Raw genomic sequence first — 20,460 nt, 5'->3', positions numbered from 1 at the left:
GTGCCGGAGACGGCGTTGATCAACGCTTCCGAATGGGTCGAGAGCGTGTCTTCGATGCGCGACTGCGTTTCGTTCAGCGAGATGCCGAGCGCCATCGCCCTTTCATCAAGCGTGTCGGCGAGACGGTCATGCGTGCTGGAAACTGCGCTGAGCAGTGCCTCCGAACGAGTGGCAAGCGTGTCGTCGATGCGGGCCTGGCCTTCGTTCAGCGAGATGGCAAGCGCCATCGCCTTTTCATCGAGCGTATCGGAGAGGCGGTCATGCGTGCCGGAGACGGCATCGATAATCGCCTCCGAGCGGGTCGCAAGCGTATCCTCGATACGGGCCTGGCCTTCGTTCAGCGAGATCGCAAGCGCCATCGCCTTTTCGTCAAGCGTATCGGAGAGGCGGTCATGCGTGCCGGAGATGGTATTGAGGAAAGACTCGGACCGAGCCGCGAACGTATCCTCGATACGGGCCTGGTTTTGCTTCAACGTCTCGGAGAGGCGGTCATTGGTGCCGGAAACGGCATTGATGAGCGATTCCGAATGGGTCGAGAGCGTCTCTTCGATGCGCGACTGCGTCTCGTTCAGCGAGATCGCCAGCGCCATCGCCTTCTCGTCGAGGGTTTCGGCGAGACGGTCATGCGTGCCCGAGACAGTATTGATGATGGCTTCGGAACGGCTCGTGAGCGCCTCGTCGAAGCGGGCGTGGTGGTCGGCAAGTGCGCCGATCAGCGCTCCGCCGCGTTCAGCCATCACGCTGTCGATGCCGGTATGCGCAGTCTTCAGCGCATCGGTGATTTCAGCGGCGCGGGCGGCGAGAACGCTGCTCAGCTCTTCGGCGCGACCGCCGAATGCACCCGTGACCCTTTCAGTGCCGCTGTCGACGGCAGTGGCGAGTTCGGTCGTGGTCGTCTGCAGCGTATCGCGGAATTCGGCTGCCCGGGCAGCGAGGTTGTTCTGCAGGTCCGAGGTACCGGCTGCGAGCGCCAGCGAGATTTCCGACGTGGCGCTGCTCAGCGCCGAGCCGAGTTCGCCGGTACGGGTCGACAGCGCCGAGGTGATTTCCCCCGCACGGTCGGCAAGCGTGCTTTCCAGCACTTCCTGGCCGGTTGCAAAGGCGGTCGCCAGCGCCAGCGACTGCTCACTCATGGACGCGCCGAGGCGATCGATATTGGTATTGAGGATGCCCTCGATGGAATCCGCATTACCCGACAGCGTTTCGTTGATGCGGGTGAGGCTTTCGATGAGCTTGGTGTCGAGCGAGCCGGAGCGCTTGTCGAAAGCGTCGGTGAATTCGGCGACGCGTTCGTCGAAGGCGGTCGAAAGCTGGGCGACGGTCGTCTGCAGGCGCTCCTCGAAGAAGCCGGAGCGCACGTCGAGATCCATGACCGCATCGTCGGCCGTCGATTGCAGGCTCTGGCGGAAGCTGGCGCCCTTTTCGTCGAGTGCGGCATTCAGCCTGGAGAGCACGTCGTCGAGCGTGCCGCCGATCGTGCGTTCGCCTGATGTCAGGCTCTGATTGATCTCGCGGGTGCGGGAAACCAGGATTTCATTGAGCTGCTGGGTGCGCTCCTGAAGGGCGGCGTTCAAGCGCTCGGTGCTGGCATCCATCGTCGAGGCGCGTGTCTCGAACTGCGTGAGCAGGCGCTCGCCATGTTCGTTGATCGTGTTGGTCAGCGCGTCGAGGCGGTTGTCGAATTCATTGCCGATCGCAAGGCCGGATGCAGTCAGCGTATGGAGCAGCGTATCGGTCTTGGCGGCCAGCAGCGTGCCGAGCGACTGCATGGCGCTGTCCGACTTCTCCATGATCGCCGCAGCGCGCGTATCGATCAACGAGGCGAAGGCTTCGCCCGAGGTCGCAAGGCGGATAGCGATCTCTTCCGTCGCGAGCGACAGTTCTTCCTTGAGCTGATCGTGAACGCCGGCGATCGAGGAGCGGATGCGGTCGGCATGATTGACGATCGCTTCGCGCTCGGAGCCGAGTTCGTGGACGAGGCCGCGCACGCGCAGTTCGTTATCCGCATAGGAACGCTCCAGCGCATTCACTTCGGAATGTACGAGCGTTTCGAGTTCCGAGGCGCGCGCAATGGTGCGCTCGATGCCCTCATTCATCGCCGAGACTTCGCGGCGCACGGCCTGGCCGACCGTCATGATGCGTTCAGACGCGATGGTTTCCGGCTCTGAAAGGCGCAGCGCAACTTCAGCCATGGAGCGGGCGGCGTTGCGCATGTCCTGGGCGCGCGAGATCATGATGGCGAAGGCATAGAACATCATGACCGGCACGATGATGCCGACAATGCCAGCAATCACGCCCGGCAGGGCGGCAAGATCGGTCAGCGAGCGGATCTGGGAGATCTGCGGCGCATAGAGCATGAACATCAGCCCGAGGCCGATGATGACCCACAGGATGGAAACGAGAGCGGCCGTGCGCAGGGCAGGGCGGCTGGAGCCGCTTTCCAGCGACTTCAGAAGCGAAGCGGGAGAATTGCGGCTGGCATCGTTGGCAGGGGCGAGGGCCGGTGCCCGGGGGGCCTGCTGATCGCCTGTACGGCCAGAGCGGCCACGGCGGCGCTGTGCTTCTTCCTGGGACTGATTACGAGCATTGGATGGGTCAGTCACATTAGCCTCCGGGGCGTGGGGCGCGTTGCCGCGGCGAGACGGCACGTTCTCCTGGCCGAAATCGATCTGAAGCGCCTCGTCCAGTGCCTTGAACGCCTTGTCCTCGATCGATTCATTGTACTTGTTATTCGCCATTCCGATATGCCTCGCAATTCCCGGCCAGTCCGGCAGCGCATCCGGGCCACCGCCTTTGCCCGGAAAGACCCTTTGCCGTGCCAGCCTTCCATCCTAGACGGACGGATAAGCATGTCATTTCAGAGTAGATAGCCGATTTTTCAAACGAAAGGTATCAAAACACTACCATTATCCACTCTGTCGGCAAAGGCGCGCGGCATGAGCCCGCCTCAACAGTATCGTAGTGACACATCTGGGCTGCCTACACAATTAATGAACCCTTGCGTTTCCATCCCTCTTAACCTGTTGTTAACACCTTTAAATTTTGGAAGCGGCCCAAAAGCCGATATTTTAGCGATATTTAAGGGACGTTAACCATATGGTTAGATTTTCGCCCCGAATGCGCCGGAATTTAACGGGATCGCCATTCTCCGACCGCACAACAGTAGCAAGCGCGGACGATATAAGACGGGAGAATTGGCAAATGGCAGCAGTGAGTATCGCATTCGAAGCACCGGACAATTCCACGGGGCCTTCGCCCTCCAAGGTCCGGCCGATCGACCTTGTTCATCTTGCGCGCCAGACGATGGGCGACAAGACGGTGGAAATCGAAGTTCTCCAGATGTTTGCGCGCCAGGCGCGCGCCTGCCTGCAGGACATTGCAAGCGGCGAGTCTGCCAGGGTGGGTGCTGCGGCACACCGCCTGAAGGGAGCCGCAAGCTCAGTCGGCGCCTTCCGGGTTTCGCAATCGGCGGAAGCCGTCGAAGAGAACAATGGCGACGCGACCGCCATGGCGGCGTTGGGTGCAGCCGTCGTCGACGCCGAGAATTTCATTCTGAAACTCTGCCGCGGATAAGGCAGGACAGGTTTGGGCTGACCTTGAGCCTGTATGTGCGTCCATTTTGACGCACATACAGGCTCAATTTTTTCTAAATCTACGCATCAGGCTTTCCGAAAATCGATCCCGATTTTCGGGCCGATACCGTAGGCCTTCTGTACCATAGCGGAACGGTGGGTCTTTTTGCGACTTCCCCCGTGACGCATAGAGAATGGCGCAACCCTGGCCGATCTGCGAATCTCGGGGCGATCAGGCAATGTTGACTGACGCGCCGAATTGTCGGAAGAAAATCCGCCCATCTACTACGAAAGACCGGAACCTAATCCTGATGCCCAAACTTACCATCGTCGCCTTTGACGGAACGCGCTTCGATCTCGACGTCGATCAAGGCTCCACCGTAATGGAGAATGCGGTCCGCAATTCCGTGCCCGGCATTGAGGCCGAATGCGGCGGCGCCTGCGCCTGCGCGACCTGTCACGTCTATGTCGACGAGCAGTGGACTGAGATCGTCGGACAGCCGGAAGCGATGGAAGAGGATATGTTGGACTTCGCCTTCGACGTGCGCCCGACCTCGCGTCTTTCCTGTCAGATCAGGATGAAGGCTGCCTTGGACGGGCTCACCGTGCACGTGCCGGAACGGCAGGCTTAACTCCCAAAATCGCGGCTCTTTCCAAAAAGAGAGCCTCGCACGCCGGAGGCGGGCGAGGCGAGGCGGGCGCATTACCTACGGATGAGGGAGGAACACCCGCGGCTTCGGAACGCGCCAGGAGAACACAGTCACGAAAGCCAGCTGCCTTACTGCACTTTCGAATATAGTCATATTACCGCGTTCCGGTTGAGTCCACCAGAATGAAAAATGACCGGTAAAAGGCTGGGAGTTCCACAGGCTTCGCACAAGTTTCATTGGGCAGCTAACGTTCTCTGCTCGCCTTGAGGACAAAAAGAGCTTATCTTTCGCCGCCCTTGCCGTTGAGTCTGTTGTTGAGCAGTCTCAGCATGCGATTCTGAAAATTGACCGCCTCGACGCGATCGAATCGGGCCTGCAACTTGTCGTGCTCCTCTACACCGCGAGCCGACGCATCCGAAACGAGCTCCTGCATGGCCTCGCAATTGCGCCGCGAAGGCAGCGCCTTGAGTTCGCGTTCCATGGCACGAGCCTGAGTGCGGGCGATCTCGGCGTGGCGCTCCTCGTGACGCCTGATATCGCTCGACAGCGCATCCCAGATCATCGACAGCTCACGGCTCGCGCCCTTACGGTTGCTCCAGCGCGGCATGATGATCTGTGTGTGGACGGTGACCTTGACGTTGCCGACGCGGCAGCGGCCATTTTCCTGAATATAAGTCGCCTCGCCGCCGAAACGGATCTTGGTGGCGCCGGGATGGCGAGCAGAGGAGCCGTTCGCCGTGGGACCCCGGCGGCTCAACTCATCGTCCAGCTCGTCGGCCGTCTTTCCCTTGATATCGAAATAGGAATAGCTTTTCGTTGCAACGACTTCGGCTGCCGCGGGGCCGCAGAGGAAAAAGGCAATCATGGAAAAGGCGATGGGAAGGCGCATATAACGCAACGCAAGCGGCATTCTGAACTGAACCTGTGTTGAAGTTTGGCGGAGCTTGGGGCATAGCCACCGCAAGAGCAATATCGGATAGCGGCTTTTTTGGCTAGCGACGGGATTAGACTGGTGAAACAGCTCGATAGCAGTTTCTGGCGTGTGGCCCATGGCCGCGAGATCGAGCTCAACAAGCGCTCGGTGATCATGGCGATCGTCAACGTGACGCCGGATTCCTTCTCCGACGGCGGGCGCTACGACACGGTCGACAAGGCCGTCGAGCACGCGCAGCAGGCAGTCGCAGACGGCGCCGAGATCCTCGATATCGGCGGGGAGTCGACCCGGCCGGATGCGGCCTCCGTCAGCCCGGCGGAGGAACAGGCGCGTGTACTGCCCGTCATCGAGGCGCTCATTGGACGCACGCAAGCCCTGATTTCCATCGATACGTATCGCGCGGAAACGGCGCGGCGCGCCATCAGTGCCGGCGCCCATATCGTCAACGACGTCTTCGGCCTGCAGAAGGAGCCTGATATCGCCACGCTATCGGCTGAGACCGGGGCGGGGCTCTGCATCATGCATACGGGCCGCGACCGGCAGAAGCTTGCCGATATCATCGCTGACCAGGTCTTTTTTCTCGAGCGTTCGCTGGAGATCGCTTCCGCTGCTGGTGTCCTGCGTGACCGCATCGTACTCGATCCCGGCTTCGGCTTTGCCAAGGAGACGCCAAAGGAAAATCTGGAACTTATGGCGCGTTTCGAAGAGCTGCACCGCTTCGGCCTGCCGCTTCTGGCCGGCACGTCGCGCAAGCGCTTCCTCGGCGCCGTCACCGGCCGGGAGCCGGCGGAGCGCGATGCGGCGACGGCGGCGACGAGCGCGCTTCTCAGGCTGCAGGGGGCGGCTGTTTTCCGGGTACACAATGTCGCAATCAACAGGGATGCGCTTGCCGTAGCCGATGCTATGCTGGCCGCCCGGAACGACGCTTCGAAAGCGTGTCACGATCCATCAGATCCGGGTGCCACGCTTTAAGTCTTTGTTTTTCGTATGTCGTTATCGCAAAACCGCAGCGCACTGTTGCGCGACATGCTTGAAGTCTTTGTTTTACGCATGTCGTTGTCGCAAAACCGCTACGCACTTTTGCGCGACATGCTTTAGGGGGAGGCCGTCATGAGTACCTATACGATCCTGATGCAGAACTGCGCCTTCTTCGCCCGCCACGGCGTGCATGCCGAGGAGGAATTCCTCGGTCAGCGTTTCTTCGTGGATGCCGAACTGGAGGTGGAAGCGGGCAGCGCACTGGAAAACGATTCCATCGATGAGACTGTCCACTACGGCACCGCCTTCACCATCATCGAAGAGATCGTCGTCGGCAAGCGGCGTTACCTGATCGAGGCGCTGGCCTTCGATATTGCTAAGGGTCTTTGTAATAAATTCCCGCAGATCATCAGGGCCAAGATCACGGTGCGCAAGCCGAATGCGCCGATCCCTGGCGTGCTCGATTTCGTGCAGGTGACCGTTGAGCATCGTACCCGATAATCCATTCCGTCTCGCAACGCTCGGCCTCGGCGGCAATATCGGCGATCCGGTCAAGTCCATGGCATCAGCGCTTGCGGTGCTGGACGCCCATCCGGACTGCCGGGTGGCCGCCGTCTCGCGGCTTTACCGCACGCCGCCCTGGGGCAAGACTGACCAGTCCCACTTCTTCAACTCCTGCGCGGCGGTGGAAACACGGCTTGCGCCGGAAGCGCTGCTCGATCTCTGCCTGTCGATCGAGCGGGAGATGAAGCGCGAGCGCATCGAGCGCTGGGGACCGCGCACGCTCGATATCGATGTGCTGACTTATGAGGGCGTCACGCAGGACGCGCCGCGGCTGGAACTGCCGCATCCACGCATGACGGAGCGGGGCTTCGTGCTGATGCCGCTTGCGGATATCGCACCCGAACTCATGGTCCGAGGCAGGGCGGTTTCCGATTGGCTAGCTGGTGCCGACATTGCGGGGATCGAAATCGCGGACGAGAGCCGCGACTGGTGGCGCAAGACTTAACGGAGCCGCCAAGCACAGGCTGCGAAACCTGAACAGCCCCAGGAGTCCTGCCATGCGTCAGAGACCGGAAAGGAATGCGTCCGTTTCGGTAATCTCCACCTGCACCGAAAAGCGGCCGCCCAGCAATTCCAGCGTAGCGTCATGCGTTTCGTCAGCACTGCTGCAGACAGCGTCTTTCAACAGGATGACGCGATAGCCGAGATCGATTGCGCCAAGTGCTGCGGCGAGCACGCAGATATCCGTTTCGCCGCCGGTGATGACGATGGCCTCGATCTTTTCCCGCGTGAGTGTTTCATGCAGCCGCCCGTCGACCCAGGGAGAATAGGTTCGCTTGTTGAAGAATCGGGCAGGTGGTGCGAAAGACTTCAGATCGGCAACGATATCCATGAGCTCCGGCAGCAAGCATTCGCCGGTCATCATCGGCCATTTTTCGTAATAGTTCCTCCACATGCCGGGCATGGCATCAGCGGTCGGCGGAGGAACGAAGCGTGTGAAAACCGTTCGCTCCGCATACCGTCCCGAGAGTTCAACAATCTGCGGCGCCACCGTCGCCATCCATGGCACATGCCATGCTGTCTGTTCCGCGAACATCCTCTGCATATCGATGCAGAGATGGATCCAGTTGTCGGGCATCGGACCTGCAGCTTCAAGCATTCAGGGCGAATTGATGCTGGGCAGGAAATCCTCGACCTGCTTGCGGTCAGCTGCAGAAAGCGACTGCACCTGTTCCTGCCAGAAGCGTTCGGCCTCCGGCGGATCCTCCTCCCACTGGCGTACAGTGGTGATGTTGTCGTCGATCTTGCAGCGGCGGTGTCCGCCGAGGCGCAGATATTCCTTGGCGAGCTTCAGGCTCCTGGTTTCCGTATCCGTGCTGGTTGCGTTCATGTCCTTCGCCTCCGTGGCTGCGCAGGGACAAGCCCTGCCGTCTACGAAGAACGGCCTGTGGCGGGAAATGATCCCATGCCATCACGAAATACTAAAATAGGGAACGCAGCCCGAGCGATTCTCCTATCGAGGGCGGTCAAGCCGCTCTCGCAAAGAATCGCAGAAAGAGAGTCCATCATGGCAAACCAAGGCGGTTCACACGGACAGCGTATCAAGGCAGACCAGCAGAGCAATAAGAACAGTCGCTGACAACCAGGACCAATAGGAGAAACGCCCCGCTACTGCGGGCTTTTTTCGAGCGCGCTATCAGCCAAAAAGCAAAGCGGCGGAAAACCGTCGCTTCAGGAAAGTCCGTTCCGAATGAATAGCTTACTGGATCGAGCCGACAGCCATTTCGTCGACCTGGCGGGTCAGCGTCAGGCCAATGACCGGGACCATCTGGCTTTCGACCTTAACCGAAACGGTGACGTTCATGGTCTTGTCGTCGCGAACGCGGGCAATCATCGCGCCGTTCAGCTTGGAGCGATTGATGCCGACGACGACGGTATCGTCGGTGACGGCGCCGGAGATGATATCGAGACCCTTGCCTTCGGCGCCATCGAGGAACTTGCCCTTGTAGGTGGAACCGGACTGCGAGATGACAGCGCTCATCGGCTGCTTGAAGACGCCGACGCGGCAGGTGCCGTCGAGCTTGATACCGGCGGAGGAATCATCGGCCGGAGAACCGACGAGATTGCAGGTGAATTTCGTGCCCTTGTACTTGCCGGCGACGATTTCGCCGGGACCCTTCCAGGTGCCGGCGACGGATTCGAAGAACGCCTTGTCGCGGGTTGCGGCAGTGGCGTTGGAGGCGACGTCTGCCACTGGAGACAATGCCGCGGCGGCCAGGCCGCATACAAAAAGAAACTTGCGCGAGTACATGGATTTTCCTTGGCAAACACCACTCGGGAACTGGTCTGAAGTTTTGCCGGAGAATGGTTAATGCTTTCTTTCCGGGACGCTGAAATGCGTGGAAATACAGGGCTTTCGCAAGGTAAGGATTCCGAGGTTGCGCCTTTAGCGCATTGAATCCGCTTGAATTTTTTGTACCCTAAGCAAGAAGGCCTAAATATGTCGAAATTCGGCTTTTTGCTCAAGGGTTACCGTTGCGTGCCGTCATCGACGGCGTCAAGTCGCCGATGAAATCGCCGATTCCCGGCCGTTTCAGCGCCCGGAAAGTCAGCGGACGGCAGAGATCCATGGCGGCAATGCCAATCCGCGCCGTCATCAGCCCATTGATGACGCCTTCGCCGAGTCGGGCCGAAAGCTTGGAAGCGAGCCCATGGCCGAGCACCTGCTGAATAAGGCTATCGCCGACAGCAATCGAGCCGGTCACGGCAAGGTGGGCGAGCACGTCACGCATCAATCTCAGCATGCCGAGCGTGCCGGGACGGCCGCCGTAGAGCTCGGCCATGGCACGGATCAGGCGGGCAGCCTCATAGAGCACATAGAGCAGGTCTACGATGGCGCGTGGGCTGACGGCCGTGACGATCGAGACCCGCTTGGAGGAATTGACGATCAGCGCACGTGCCCGACGATCCAGCGGCGCAAGCAGTTCGCGCTCGGCAAGCGCAATCAGGTGCGGAGCATCGATGACCTCGCCTTCGGTCTCTTTCAGCGTGGCGCGGCCCTTGGCGGTTTCCGGCTTGTTGCCGAGCAGGCCTGTCAGGCGGGCGACGACCGCGCGCGCCTTGGCGGGCCGCGTTTCCAGAATCGCGGCATCGGCTTCAGCCTTGATAGTCTGCACCGCGGCAAGCCGCATCATGCCCGCCGTCTCCCTGATGACGATTGCGATGACGGCGAGGATGCCGATCGCGAGAACGGAAAGCGCGGCATAACCCAGCCAGTCGGCGCGGCTGAAGAGATCGCGGATCAGCCGGTCGGTCCAGAGGCCGAAGGCGAGCGACAGCAGAATGCCGAAAGCGCCGGCGGCGATGCTGGCGAAGGAGGTGCGGTGCTTGCGCGGGGTAGCGACCGGCAACGGGCTCGGATCCTGCTCCGGATTGAGGAAGGGATCTTCCTCATCCGGCGTCAGCACCACCTCGCCGGAAAAGCTTGCCGGCTTGCGGCGTTCTATGCGCGGGGCTTCGGGCGCCGCATTCTCCTCCTCAAAGGTGAAGGTGGCGGGGGCACGGCGCGGCGGATTGGGCTGGTCGATCGGCGGCTTGCTCATGCGAGGCGGTCTCCGAACAGGAACTGCATGGCGCGGTCGAGGCGGATATGCGGCACGGAGAGTTTGATTCCGCCACCGGTTTCCTCGAGCTGCGGCGGGCGGAAGCGCACGACATTGACGTCGGGCAGCTCGACCGACGCGTCGCCGGCTTCGATGCGCTCGAAGAGAGATTCGGGGTTTTCCGGCAGATCGCCGGGGAAGATCGCCGTCTTGCGCTCACCGTCGAAGATTTCACCGGCGATCTTTTCACCGGCCATGGGTGTTCCGACAATGACGGGCAGGTCGTGGCCGTCGCGGCGCACGGTAGCTTCCCGCGTGGCGCGCACGGAGGCAAGCGCCATGACATCGATGCCAGCGCCGGCCATGCCGATGCGATCAATGGCGCGGTCGACGAGGCGGCGTGTCAGCCGGTCCAGCCGGTGGTGGCTTTCGTGGTGCAGATGGTCCGCCTTGGTGGCGGCAACCAGAACACGGTCAATGCGCCGGCCGAGCAGCGACGACAGGATTGAATTGCTGCCGGGGCGAAAGCAGGCGAGCACATCGGTCAGAGCGCGCTCCAGATCCTGCACGGCTTCCGGACCGCGGTTCATGGCCTGCAGCGCGTCGACCAGCACGATCTGCCTGTCGAGCCTGGCAAAATGCTCGCGGAAGAAGGGTTTGACGACGACGGACTTATAGGCCTCGTAGCGGCGCTCCATCATCGCCCAGAGCGAGCCGCGCTCCGGCTTTCCATCTGGGGGCAGGGCAAGCGGGGCAAAGGTCAGCGCAGGCGACCCGTCGAGATCGCCTGGCAGCAGGAAGCGGCCGGGCGGAAGCGTGGAAAGCGAGCGTTCGTCGGCCTTGCAGGCCTTCAGATAGTCGGCAAAGCTGGTGGCGAGATCGCGGGCGACCATTTCATCGGCGGAAGCAGTGATATCCGTCGCTTTCGTCAGCGCCAGCCAGGCGTTCGACAGCTCGGCGCGGATGCCGGTTGCGGCAAGGGCGATGGTTTCCTCGCTGAAGGTGCGGAAATCCTTGCCGAGCAGCGGCAGGTCGAGCAGCCATTCGCCGGGGTAATCGACGATATCGATCGACAGGCGGCCGGGCGAGAATATGCGGGTCCAGGAGCTGGCGCTCTGATAATCGAGCGTGATGCGCAGTTCGGAGATTGCGCGGGTGGAATCCGGCCAGATCCGCTCCTTCACCAGTGCGCGGATATGATCCTCGTACTGGAAGCGCGGCACGGCATCATCTGGCTGCGGCTCCAGACGGACGGCCGACACACGACCGGACTGAATCGCTTCGAGGAGCGGCAGCCGGCCGCCGTGCAGGAGATTGTGGACCAGCGAGGAAATGAAGACAGTCTTGCCGGAGCGGGAAAGGCCGGTGACGCCGAGCCGGATGGTCGGATTGACGAGACCGCTGGCGCGGTCTGCAAGATTATCCAGCGCGATCAGCGCATCGTCGGCAAAGGATGTCAGGCGTGGCGGCAAATCGGAATCCCTGATGGCACTGCCTGCAATATAGGAAGGGGCCGCTGCTCGAAAAAGAAGCGGCGCGAAAGCTCAGTCGATGACGAAATCGACGAGACGCCATGCCGAAGTCGTAGCGACATAGCTGATGACAGCGAGACCGGCTGTCGGGAAGCCTTTCGGCACAGAGGCTGCCATAGCCTTTTGGCCGATCAGCGCCGATAGGGCCTGCTCCATTGTCGGGTTATGGCCGACGAGCATGACGCTCCCCACATCCTGCGCATCGATGATTTCGAGATAGGTATCGACCGAGGCGTTATAGAGCGTGTCGACGAAGCGCATGTCGAGCGTTTCGCCCATGGCCCGATGCACGGCCTCGGCGGTGTCGCGGCAACGAAGCGCAGTCGAGCTGATCAGGATGTCCGGACGGTAGCCCTTGTCGGCGGCGCGGTCGGCGACAATCTCGGCATCGCCGAAACCCTTTTTGCTCAGCGGCCGGTCGAAATCGCGCTGTCCGGGCTCGGCCCAGGCGGCTTCGGCATGACGCAGGAGGTAGATCCGATGGGGCGGAGGCAGGAGGGCGGCCATGGGCAAATCCAGCTTCGAACGGAGCCTTTTCAGTAGCGGTTGCGATCCCGCAACGTCAACCGTCCACAGGCTTCCAAGAGTGCAAAAGGGGCGTCCCAACACGGCGTTTTGAAGGCCAAGCAAAAATCGCTGCTCGGAATAATGATGCGAAAATAGACTGTTAGCTCAAATTTATGACAGATTTAAAAATCTGTTTACCTGTCTTATTTGGCTTGAATCGCGGATAGCGCATGGGATATACACCCGGCCAGATGAGATGTTCTTCAGGAGAATCGCGTTGAGTGAGAAGATCGATCTTAGCAATTATGTTCCCTCGGAAGACGAGGAGTTCATGAATACGAACCAGCGCGCTTATTTCAGAGCCAAGCTGGTTGCCTGGAAAAACGATATCCTTAGAGAAGCGCGCGAAACACTCGACCATCTGGCTGAGGAAAGCGCAAACCACCCTGATCTCGCAGATCGTGCATCTTCCGAAACCGACCGGGCGATTGAACTTCGCGCCCGCGACCGTCAGAGAAAGCTGATCTCCAAGATCGATGCAGCCCTGCAGCGCATCGAGGATGGCACGTATGGCTACTGCGAGGAAACCGGCGAGCCGATCGGCCTGAAACGCCTCGACGCCCGCCCGATCGCCACGCTGTCCATCGAAGCGCAGGAACGCCACGAGCGCCGCGAAAAGGTTTACCGGGACGAATAATCACATCCGGACCGGCAATGAAAAAGCACCGCGAGACGATCGCGGTGCTTTTTGTTTTGGTGCCCTTGCTCTGCGGCCATATGGCTCCGGCTTTTACTTGTCGCGATTGACGCTCATTTCGCCGAAGATGCGGGCGACTTCCTTTTGAAGTGCGGCATCCGCACCCGTGATCGGCGCCATGTCGGGGTCGCGGCGTGGCATTGAGCCGGGCTGAGGAACACCAGGCTGCGGGGCAGGGCGTGCCTGCTGCGTATTGGGTACGGGAACCACGCGCTCGGCGGCCGGATTGGCCGATATCTCATCATCGAGGATGCGTTGGAAATCGCGGCGGATGGCAGCCGATTGCAAACCGCCATCTTCCGTCGCGACTGGAGCGCCGCGCGAAACGGCGGGAATGCTCTGGGCCGGCGGAGTGGACACTTCCGGTTCGATGCGCTGCTGCGGCAGCACGCGCTGGCGGGCTGCATCGAGGATATCTGCGGCGCTAGCGGTATCGGGCACGGGTTGCGGAGCGGGGCGTTCGGGCTGGCGCGGCTGAAGCTGCGACATGCGCTGCGGGCCGTCGCGCTCGGCTGTGAGCGGCGGAGCGGAGACCTGTGGCGCGGGAGCCTGCTGGCCCGACATCTGCTGGGCAGGCATCTGTTGGGCAGACATGGGCGGCGCGACTGCCGGAGCGACCGAAGGTTCGGGGCGCTGGCGAAGCGGCTCGGCCGGCGGGGCGATGACTGGGACGATGACCGGAGCCGGTGCCGGTGCCGGGCTGTAGGGTTCGAAATCAGGTTCGGCGCTTGCCGCCACAGGTGGTGCGACGGGGGCGGCGACTGGCTTCGGCGGCGGCTCGCGGCGCGGCTGGACTGCTGCACGCTCCTGAGCGACAGCACGCTCCTCGACCGGCTGTGGACGGAACTCAGCAGCGGTTTCGGCTTCGGTTTCCGGCAGGATGCGGCTTTCGATGACGATATCGGTCGGGCCGCCGATCATGACGAGATGTTCGACATTGTCGCGGCGCACGAGAACCAGGCGACGGCGGGCGTCGACGGCGGCGGCATCGAGCACCTGAAGGCGCGGCTGACGGTTGCGACCACCGCGCACGAAAGGCGAGGGCGCGCGGCCGCGCAGGAACCACAGAACGGCGATGAGCAGGATGAGGGCAATGCCGACGCCACCGGCGGCAAGCAGGAAGCGGCTACCGTAAGCCCCTACAACATCATCGAACATAGGCACTCACTCCATTTCGCATTATGGCACAACAGACGACTTTTCCGCTCCTTAGGCAAGAGCCGGCGGGTCTGTCCAGTCACCGGCGAACGCGATTTCGTGTTGTGCAACTATTTGGCCGGGCGCTCGCTGCGGCACCGGCGGGATTACGGGCAAATTGGCGCGTTTGCCTGTGAATTCAAGCAGTCTAACGAAACCTGCTGTTTTTGCGGGCGCAGCAAGTTGATAAGAAGGAAAGACTGCCTGATTCCTGCTTCGTAGCGATGTTACGAGCGCGGCAGGAAGGGCTTATGCGAGGAATAGATGACGAAATCGCGTCAGGTCGACGACTATAACGCGCCGCTTGTGGATCGTGGGGGGCGTTCTGGCACGGCGATACGCATCATCCTGCTGGCGATCGTGCTGATTGCGGCGGCCGCGGCCTTCGTCTTCTTCAAGGATTCGCTCGGCAACGAGCTGGTGCTCGGCTGTCTCGGCGTTCTCGCCATGGTCGGCATCTTCTTTCTCGTCTCCTCCGTCATCGGCTTCATCGAGGTCATGCCGCAGCGCCAGTCAGACAGCCTGGCGCGCGCTTTCCTGAACGGCCATCCCGACGGAACGCTGATCACTGACGAGAAGGGCCGCATCGTCTATGCCAATGCCGCCTATGGCGCATTGACCGGCGCGCGGAAGGCGACCGAGGTGCAGACACTGGAGACGCTGCTGTCGCGCCACCGCGAATCGAACGAGGCGCTCTACCGGCTGGTGAACGGGTTGCGCGAGGGCCGGGAGGGGCGCGAAGAATTCCGCCTGCTGCGGGCCGTTGGCCCCGGAAGCAACGCCGGCGCGCATTGGTATCGCCTGAAAGCGCGGCTCCTGAAGCCGGAAGAGGGCGACAGCAAGCCGCTGCAGATCTGGCAGATCATCGATATCACCGCCGAGCGTGAGGATCAGGAGCGCTTCTTCAAGGAGTTGCAGAACGCGATCGATTATCTCGACCACGCTCCGGCAGGCTTCTTCTCCGCCGGGCGCAAGGGCGAGATCTTCTATCTGAACGCCACGCTTGCGGAATGGCTGGGTCTCGATCTCACCAAATTCATGCCGGGCTCGATGAACATCGGCGATCTCGTCGCGGGTGAGGGGCTGGCGCTGATCCAGTCGGTACAGGCCGAGCCGGGGCTGAAGAAGACCGTGACGCTGGACCTCGACCTGCGCAAATCGAACGGCCAGAGCCTGCCGGTGCAGATCATCCACCGCGTCACCTCCATGCGTGACGGAGCGCCCGGCGAGAGCCGGACGATCGTGCTGACGCGTGACAAGGACAGTGAGAACGGCCAGTCGGCATCGGCGGCCGCCATGCGCTTCACGCGCTTCTTCAACAACACGCCGATGGCGATCGCTTCGGTCAATGGCGATGGCAAGATTCTGCGCACCAATGCGCCTTTCCTGAAGCTTTTCTCCAATATCGTCTCGCGTGACGATCTGGAGCGCGGCGCGCTGATGGAAACGATCGTGCAGGACAGCGACCGGCCGCAGCTTGCCGCGGCACTCGCCGCCGCCAAGGATCGCCAGGGCGACATCCCGCCGATCGATTCCCGCACGCCGACCGATGATGCACGCTTCTTCCGCTTCTATGTGAATGCAGTCATCGATCAGAGCGACGAGGCGCCGGAGGAGGCGGCTATCGTCTATGCGGTGGAAGTGACCGAGCAGAAGGCGCTGGAAGCGCAGATGGCGCAGACGCAGAAGATGAATGCGGTCGGCACGCTTGCCGGCGGCATCGCGCACGATTTCAACAACGTGCTGACGGCGATCCTGCTGTCTTCCGACCATCTGCTCTTACAGGCGCGACCTGCCGATGCGAGCTTCGCCGATCTGATAGAGATCAAGCGCAATGCCAACCGCGCGGCGGTGCTCGTGCGCCAGCTTCTCGCCTTCTCGCGCAAGCAGACGATGCGGCCGACGGTGTTGAACCTGACCGATGTCGTCGGCGACCTGCGCATGCTGGTCGACCGGTTGATTTCGGGTACCAACGTCAAGCTCGACGTCGAATATGGCCGCGATCTCTGGCCTGTCAAAACCGATCTTTCGCAATTCGAGCAGGTGCTGATCAATCTCTGCGTCAATGCCCGTGACGCCATGCCTGATGGCGGCACGCTGACGCTGCGCACCCGCAATCTGCCGGCAGCGGAAGTTGCCGCCTTCAACTATTCCTACATGCCGCATGAAGACATGGTGCTGATCGAGGTGACCGACACTGGCACCGGCATTGCGCCCGAGATCATGGACAAGATTTTCGAGCCCTTCTTCACCACCAAGGATGTGGGCAAGGGCACAGGTCTCGGCCTTGCCATGGTATACGGCATCGTCAAGCAGTCCGGCGGCTATATCCAGCCGGAATCGGAAGTCGGCAAGGGCACGACCTTCCGTATCTTCCTGCCGCGCCATATCGTCGAACCGGCAGTCGCTGCGGAAGCGGAAGCCGCCGATCAGGCCGTTGCGACCGGTGGCGCGCAGATTGTGGAACTCGTCCAGCCGAAACAGCCGGAAGACCTGACAGGCTCAGCCGTCATCCTGCTTGTCGAGGACGAAGAAGCGGTGCGGCGCGGCGGCAAGCGCATGCTGGAGACGCGTGGCTATACGGTCCATGAGGCCGGCTCCGGCGTCGAGGCCCTCGAGATCATGGAGGAGCTCGAAGGCAAGGTGGATATCGTCGTCTCCGACGTGGTGATGCCTGAAATGGACGGGCCGTCGCTGCTGCGCGAGTTGCGCAAGAACTATCCGGATCTGAAGTTCATCTTCGTGTCCGGTTATGCAGAGGATGCGTTCGCCCGCAACCTGCCGCCGGAAGCGAAGTTTGGCTTCCTGCCGAAGCCGTTCTCGCTGAAGCAGCTGGCTGTGGCGGTGAAAGAGACGCTGGATAGCTGATATGATTAAGGGGCGCTGTGCGCCCCTCAAGTCTCGCTACGATGGATCGTTGGCGGGGTCAGCCCGCCAGACGTTGGCTTACTCGCCGAGCGCTACAGCAATCTCTGCGGCAAGCCGCGCATTGTTCTCTACCAGCGCAATATTCGTCTTCAGGCTCTGACCGTCGGTCAGGTCGAAGATCGTGCTCAGCAGGTAAGGTGTTACCGCCTTGCCGGTGATTTCGTCACGCTCGGCGCTATCAAGCGCGCGCTCGATGTAGATTTCCATTTCCTCGCGAGCGATTTCATCGGCTTCCGGAACCGGGTTGGCGATCAGCATGCCGCCGTCGATGCCGAGTTGTTCGCGCGTCGTCTGGAAATTGGCGATCGCCGCCGGGCTGTTCAGCGTCAGCGGGCTGCGAATGCCTGATGAGCGCGACCAGAAAGCCGGGAATTCGTCGCTTTCATAGGTCACGACCGGCACGCCGCGGGTTTCCAGCACTTCCAGCGTCTTCGGAATATCGAGGATCGCCTTGGCGCCGGCGCAGACGACGATGACGCCGGTGCGGGCGAGTTCTTCGAGGTCGGCCGAGATATCGAACGTTTCTTCCGCGCCGCGATGGACGCCGCCGATGCCGCCGGTTGCAAACACCTTGATGCCGGCACGCGCCGCCGCAATCATCGTCGCCGCAACCGTCGTCGCACCCGTGCGACGTTCGGCGATCGAGAAGGCAATATCGGCGCGCGATACCTTCATGACGTCCTTTGCCTTGGCGAGCTGCTCCAGCTCAGCGGGTTCGAGGCCGATATGCAGCGTGCCGTGGATGACGGCGATGGTGGCGGGGACCGCACCCTGATCACGGATGATCGATTCGACGCTACGCGCCATCTCGATATTGCCGGGGTAGGGCATGCCATGGGTGATGATGGTCGATTCGAGTGCCACGATCGGGGCGCCGCGCTGCTTGGCGGCGGCCACTTCCTTCGAGTAGGAGATCGGCAGCAGGGGCGAGAAGGGTTTGGTCATGATCCGTATCCGTTTATCGGTGTTGCCGCTTCATTGCAGAATTCTCGCCGCCGGGACAAGCGAAAGCATGTTGCGCAGCAGTTCGGGTGAAAGATTTTCGTTCACGGCGTGCCTCGACTGGACGGTGAGGGCGGCTGCCGCCGTGCCATGGCGAACCGCCTCTTCCAGCGGCAGGCCGAGCATGAGGGCCGAGAGCGTGCCGGCTGCCAGCGAATCTCCAGCCCCCGTGACATCGGCCACTGTCTCCGAAATCGGCGGCTGCAGGACGAGCGCACGGCCATCCTTGAAGGCGACAAGCTCGCGCTTGCCACGGGTGACGACCGCACCGGTGACGCCGATGTCAGCGAGCAGGGACGGCCATGCGTCGGCATCTTCCGGCCGCAGACCGATGAGCGCCGCAGCCTCGGCCTCGTTGAGAAAAAGGTAGTCGATGTCTTCGAGGCAGGGCAGGAGGCGCACCACCTTGGCCGGCGAAATGGCAATAGCCGCCACCGGCTTGCCGAGCGCCTTTGCCCTTGCGACGATCGCGGCCGCCGTTTCCTCCGGCAGGTTGGCGTCGAAGAGAATGAAATCGGTGGCGGCAAAGGCGTCGCGCACCCAGCGGATCGACAGCCGCCGCGGCACGAAGAAGCGGTAAAGCTCCATGTCCGCCAGCGCGATGACCAGATTGCCGTCCTTCTCGATGATCGCCGTGTAGCTCGGCGTCTTGCGATCGAGGAAGACGAAGGGGCGGTCGTCTATACCCGCAAAGTCGGCCGCTTCGCTCACCATCTCGCCGATCGGGTCACCACCGCGCGGCGAAATCATCGTCACGTCGAAGCCGAGGCGCGCCAGATTCCGGGCTGCATTGAAGCCGCCGCCGCCCGGTTCCTCGAACCATGTGCCTGGATTGCTGGCGCCTGGCGCCGTCTCGCCAGCAATGCGGCCGCGGCGATCGATATGGGCGCCGCCGAGAACGAGAATCTTGCCGCTCATTTCTGCTGCTCCCAGACGAATCGAATAGCGGCAAGAACGCCGGCGTTCAGCGCAGGCGGCACACTAAGGCGTTGCTTTGCATCGATAAAACAAAAATAGAACACAGGCCGTTTTACCTTTTTCTTTCAATTATTTGCAACCCTATTGCGAAATAAGAACAAATCAGGTACAAACTTCGCATCAGCGGCGACATTGCTTGAGCAGCGTCAATAACCTAAAGGTGGATCGAATGTCTCAGAATTCATTGCGGCTCGTAGAGGACAAATCGGTGGACAAAAGCAAGGCGCTCGAAGCGGCACTCTCACAGATCGAGCGGTCGTTCGGCAAGGGCTCGATCATGAAACTCGGCTCGAACGAGAGTATCGTCGAGATCGAAACGGTTTCTACGGGTTCGCTCAGCCTCGATATCGCGCTCGGCATCGGCGGCCTGCCGAAGGGCCGTATCATCGAAATCTACGGTCCGGAAAGTTCTGGTAAAACGACGCTCGCGCTGCAGACCATTGCCGAAGCGCAGAAGAAGGGCGGCATCTGCGCCTTCGTCGACGCCGAACACGCTCTCGATCCTGTCTATGCCCGCAAGCTCGGCGTCGATCTGCAGAACCTCCTGATCTCCCAGCCCGACACCGGCGAGCAAGCGCTTGAAATCACCGATACGCTGGTGCGCTCCGGCGCCATTGACGTTCTCGTCGTCGACTCGGTCGCCGCGCTGACGCCGCGCGCCGAAATCGAAGGTGAAATGGGCGACAGCCTGCCGGGCCTGCAGGCCCGCCTGATGAGCCAGGCGCTGCGCAAGCTGACGGCTTCGATCTCCAAGTCGAACACGATGGTCATCTTCATCAACCAGATCCGTATGAAGATCGGCGTCATGTTCGGTTCGCCGGAAACGACGACGGGTGGTAACGCGCTCAAGTTCTATGCCTCCGTCCGCCTCGACATCCGCCGCATTGGCCAGGTCAAGGAGCGCGAAGAGGTGATCGGCAACCAGACGCGCGTCAAGGTCGTCAAGAACAAGATGGCGCCTCCCTTCAAGCAGGTCGAATTCGACATCATGTATGGCGAAGGTGTCTCCAAGACTGGCGAACTCATCGACCTCGGCGTCAAGGCCGGCATCGTCGAGAAGTCGGGCGCCTGGTTCTCCTATAACAGCCAGCGCCTCGGCCAGGGCCGCGAAAACGCCAAGATCTTCCTGCGTGACAATCCGGATCTCGCCCGCGAGATTGAGACGGGGCTGCGCCAGAACGCCGGCCTGATTGCCGACCGCTTCCTGCAGAACGGCGGCCCTGATGCCGGCGACGACGCAGGTGATGCCGGCGACATGTAATTCGCCCTGACCGCTGAGGCAATTCAGTACCGGCCGCGTTCTCTCACGAGAATGCGGC

At 61.5% G+C, this 20,460-nt stretch carries 17 protein-coding genes and 2 pseudogenes; 8 read left to right on the top strand and 11 right to left on the bottom strand.

Annotation, left to right across the window (positions count from 1 at the left end):
• Positions 1 to 2,738: pseudogene (locus J2X71_RS30890) on the bottom strand (hypothetical protein); the annotation flags it as partial.
• A 463-nt stretch (positions 2,739 to 3,201) separates the two neighbouring features.
• Here J2X71_RS30890 and J2X71_RS30885 point away from each other — a divergent pair.
• The gene (locus J2X71_RS30885) at positions 3,202 to 3,573 is read left to right on the top strand and encodes an Hpt domain-containing protein (RefSeq protein WP_007826831.1); all 372 of its coding nucleotides are present in this window, start codon (positions 3,202 to 3,204) and stop codon (positions 3,571 to 3,573) included.
• 310 nt (positions 3,574 to 3,883) lie between these two features.
• A complete protein-coding gene (locus J2X71_RS30880) occupies positions 3,884 to 4,204 on the top strand; it encodes a 2Fe-2S iron-sulfur cluster-binding protein (RefSeq protein ID WP_310388306.1) in 321 nt (106 codons plus the stop codon).
• Positions 4,205 to 4,502: 298 nt separating this feature from the next.
• Here the strand turns inward: J2X71_RS30880 and J2X71_RS30875 are convergent, their stop codons facing one another.
• Complete coding sequence (locus J2X71_RS30875) at positions 4,503 to 5,132, bottom strand: DUF922 domain-containing protein (protein WP_310388304.1); 630 nt, start codon at positions 5,130 to 5,132, stop codon at positions 4,503 to 4,505.
• A 102-nt stretch (positions 5,133 to 5,234) separates the two neighbouring features.
• On the opposite strand from J2X71_RS30875, the gene folP reads away from it, so the two are divergent.
• The 3 genes from folP to folK all read left to right on the top strand — a co-directional run bounded on the left by folP (position 5,235) and on the right by folK (position 7,143).
• Positions 5,235 to 6,128 (top strand): dihydropteroate synthase, encoded by an 894-nt coding sequence (gene folP / locus J2X71_RS30870; RefSeq protein WP_310388302.1) that lies wholly within the window; start codon positions 5,235 to 5,237, stop codon positions 6,126 to 6,128.
• 138 nt (positions 6,129 to 6,266) lie between these two features.
• Positions 6,267 to 6,635: a dihydroneopterin aldolase gene (gene folB / locus J2X71_RS30865; RefSeq protein ID WP_113325672.1), complete on the top strand. Its 369-nt coding sequence runs from the start codon at positions 6,267 to 6,269 to the stop codon at positions 6,633 to 6,635.
• Positions 6,616 to 7,143: a 2-amino-4-hydroxy-6-hydroxymethyldihydropteridine diphosphokinase gene (folK, locus tag J2X71_RS30860; protein WP_310388300.1), complete on the top strand. Its 528-nt coding sequence runs from the start codon at positions 6,616 to 6,618 to the stop codon at positions 7,141 to 7,143. The genes folB and folK overlap by 20 nt, the downstream gene beginning before the upstream one ends.
• A 57-nt stretch (positions 7,144 to 7,200) precedes the next feature.
• On the opposite strand, the gene J2X71_RS30855 is transcribed toward folK, so the two are convergent.
• The 6 genes and pseudogenes from J2X71_RS30855 to J2X71_RS30830 all read right to left on the bottom strand — a co-directional run bounded on the left by J2X71_RS30855 (position 7,201) and on the right by J2X71_RS30830 (position 12,279).
• Complete coding sequence (locus J2X71_RS30855) at positions 7,201 to 7,776, bottom strand: isochorismatase family cysteine hydrolase (RefSeq protein ID WP_310388298.1); 576 nt, start codon at positions 7,774 to 7,776, stop codon at positions 7,201 to 7,203.
• A gap of 21 nt (positions 7,777 to 7,797) precedes the next feature.
• Positions 7,798 to 8,013, bottom strand: a pseudogene (locus tag J2X71_RS30850) (hypothetical protein); the annotation flags it as partial.
• 384 nt (positions 8,014 to 8,397) lie between these two features.
• Positions 8,398 to 8,949: a hypothetical protein gene (locus tag J2X71_RS30845; protein ID WP_037102691.1), complete on the bottom strand. Its 552-nt coding sequence runs from the start codon at positions 8,947 to 8,949 to the stop codon at positions 8,398 to 8,400.
• A 211-nt stretch (positions 8,950 to 9,160) separates the two neighbouring features.
• Positions 9,161 to 10,240 carry a TIGR01620 family protein gene (locus J2X71_RS30840; protein ID WP_310388295.1) on the bottom strand — a complete coding sequence of 360 codons (1,080 nt, stop codon included), beginning with the start codon at positions 10,238 to 10,240 and terminating at the stop codon, positions 9,161 to 9,163.
• Positions 10,237 to 11,712 carry a YcjX family protein gene (locus J2X71_RS30835; RefSeq protein WP_310388293.1) on the bottom strand — a complete coding sequence of 492 codons (1,476 nt, stop codon included), beginning with the start codon at positions 11,710 to 11,712 and terminating at the stop codon, positions 10,237 to 10,239. The genes J2X71_RS30840 and J2X71_RS30835 overlap by 4 nt, the downstream gene beginning before the upstream one ends.
• 72 nt (positions 11,713 to 11,784) lie before the next feature.
• Positions 11,785 to 12,279 (bottom strand): histidine phosphatase family protein, encoded by a 495-nt coding sequence (locus J2X71_RS30830; protein ID WP_113325749.1) that lies wholly within the window; start codon positions 12,277 to 12,279, stop codon positions 11,785 to 11,787.
• 277 nt (positions 12,280 to 12,556) lie between these two features.
• Here J2X71_RS30830 and dksA point away from each other — a divergent pair, with 277 nt between their 5' ends.
• On the top strand, positions 12,557 to 12,976 hold the full coding sequence (gene dksA, locus J2X71_RS30825) for an RNA polymerase-binding protein DksA (protein ID WP_007826301.1): 420 nt from the start codon (positions 12,557 to 12,559) through the stop codon (positions 12,974 to 12,976).
• Positions 12,977 to 13,069: 93 nt separating this feature from the next.
• Here dksA and J2X71_RS30820 read toward each other — a convergent pair whose 3' ends face one another.
• Positions 13,070 to 14,194, bottom strand: a complete 1,125-nt coding sequence (locus J2X71_RS30820) for a flagellar biosynthetic protein FliO (protein WP_310388291.1) — start codon at positions 14,192 to 14,194, stop codon at positions 13,070 to 13,072.
• Between the two features lie 303 nt (positions 14,195 to 14,497).
• Here J2X71_RS30820 and cckA point away from each other — a divergent pair, with 303 nt between their 5' ends.
• Positions 14,498 to 17,101 (top strand): cell cycle histidine kinase CckA, encoded by a 2,604-nt coding sequence (gene cckA, locus J2X71_RS30815; RefSeq protein ID WP_310388289.1) that lies wholly within the window; start codon positions 14,498 to 14,500, stop codon positions 17,099 to 17,101.
• A gap of 78 nt (positions 17,102 to 17,179) precedes the next feature.
• On the opposite strand, the gene J2X71_RS30810 is transcribed toward cckA, so the two are convergent.
• On the bottom strand, positions 17,180 to 18,106 hold the full coding sequence (locus J2X71_RS30810) for a pseudouridine-5'-phosphate glycosidase (protein ID WP_007826295.1): 927 nt from the start codon (positions 18,104 to 18,106) through the stop codon (positions 17,180 to 17,182).
• Positions 18,107 to 18,136: 30 nt separating this feature from the next.
• Entirely contained in the window at positions 18,137 to 19,081 is a 945-nt protein-coding gene (locus J2X71_RS30805; RefSeq protein ID WP_310388286.1) for a carbohydrate kinase family protein, read from the bottom strand.
• Between the two features lie 229 nt (positions 19,082 to 19,310).
• Between J2X71_RS30805 and recA the strand changes: the two genes are divergently transcribed.
• Complete coding sequence (gene recA / locus J2X71_RS30800; protein ID WP_007826290.1) at positions 19,311 to 20,402, top strand: recombinase RecA; 1,092 nt, start codon at positions 19,311 to 19,313, stop codon at positions 20,400 to 20,402.
• The last annotated feature ends 58 nt before the right edge of the window (positions 20,403 to 20,460 follow it).

Origin of the sequence: Rhizobium sp. 1399 (assembly GCF_031455475.1) — a bacterium.
Taxonomy (GTDB): Bacteria; Pseudomonadota; Alphaproteobacteria; order Rhizobiales; family Rhizobiaceae; genus Rhizobium.
The sequence above is the reverse complement of the archived record's forward strand: the minus strand, read 5'-3'. Positions and strand labels throughout refer to the sequence as shown.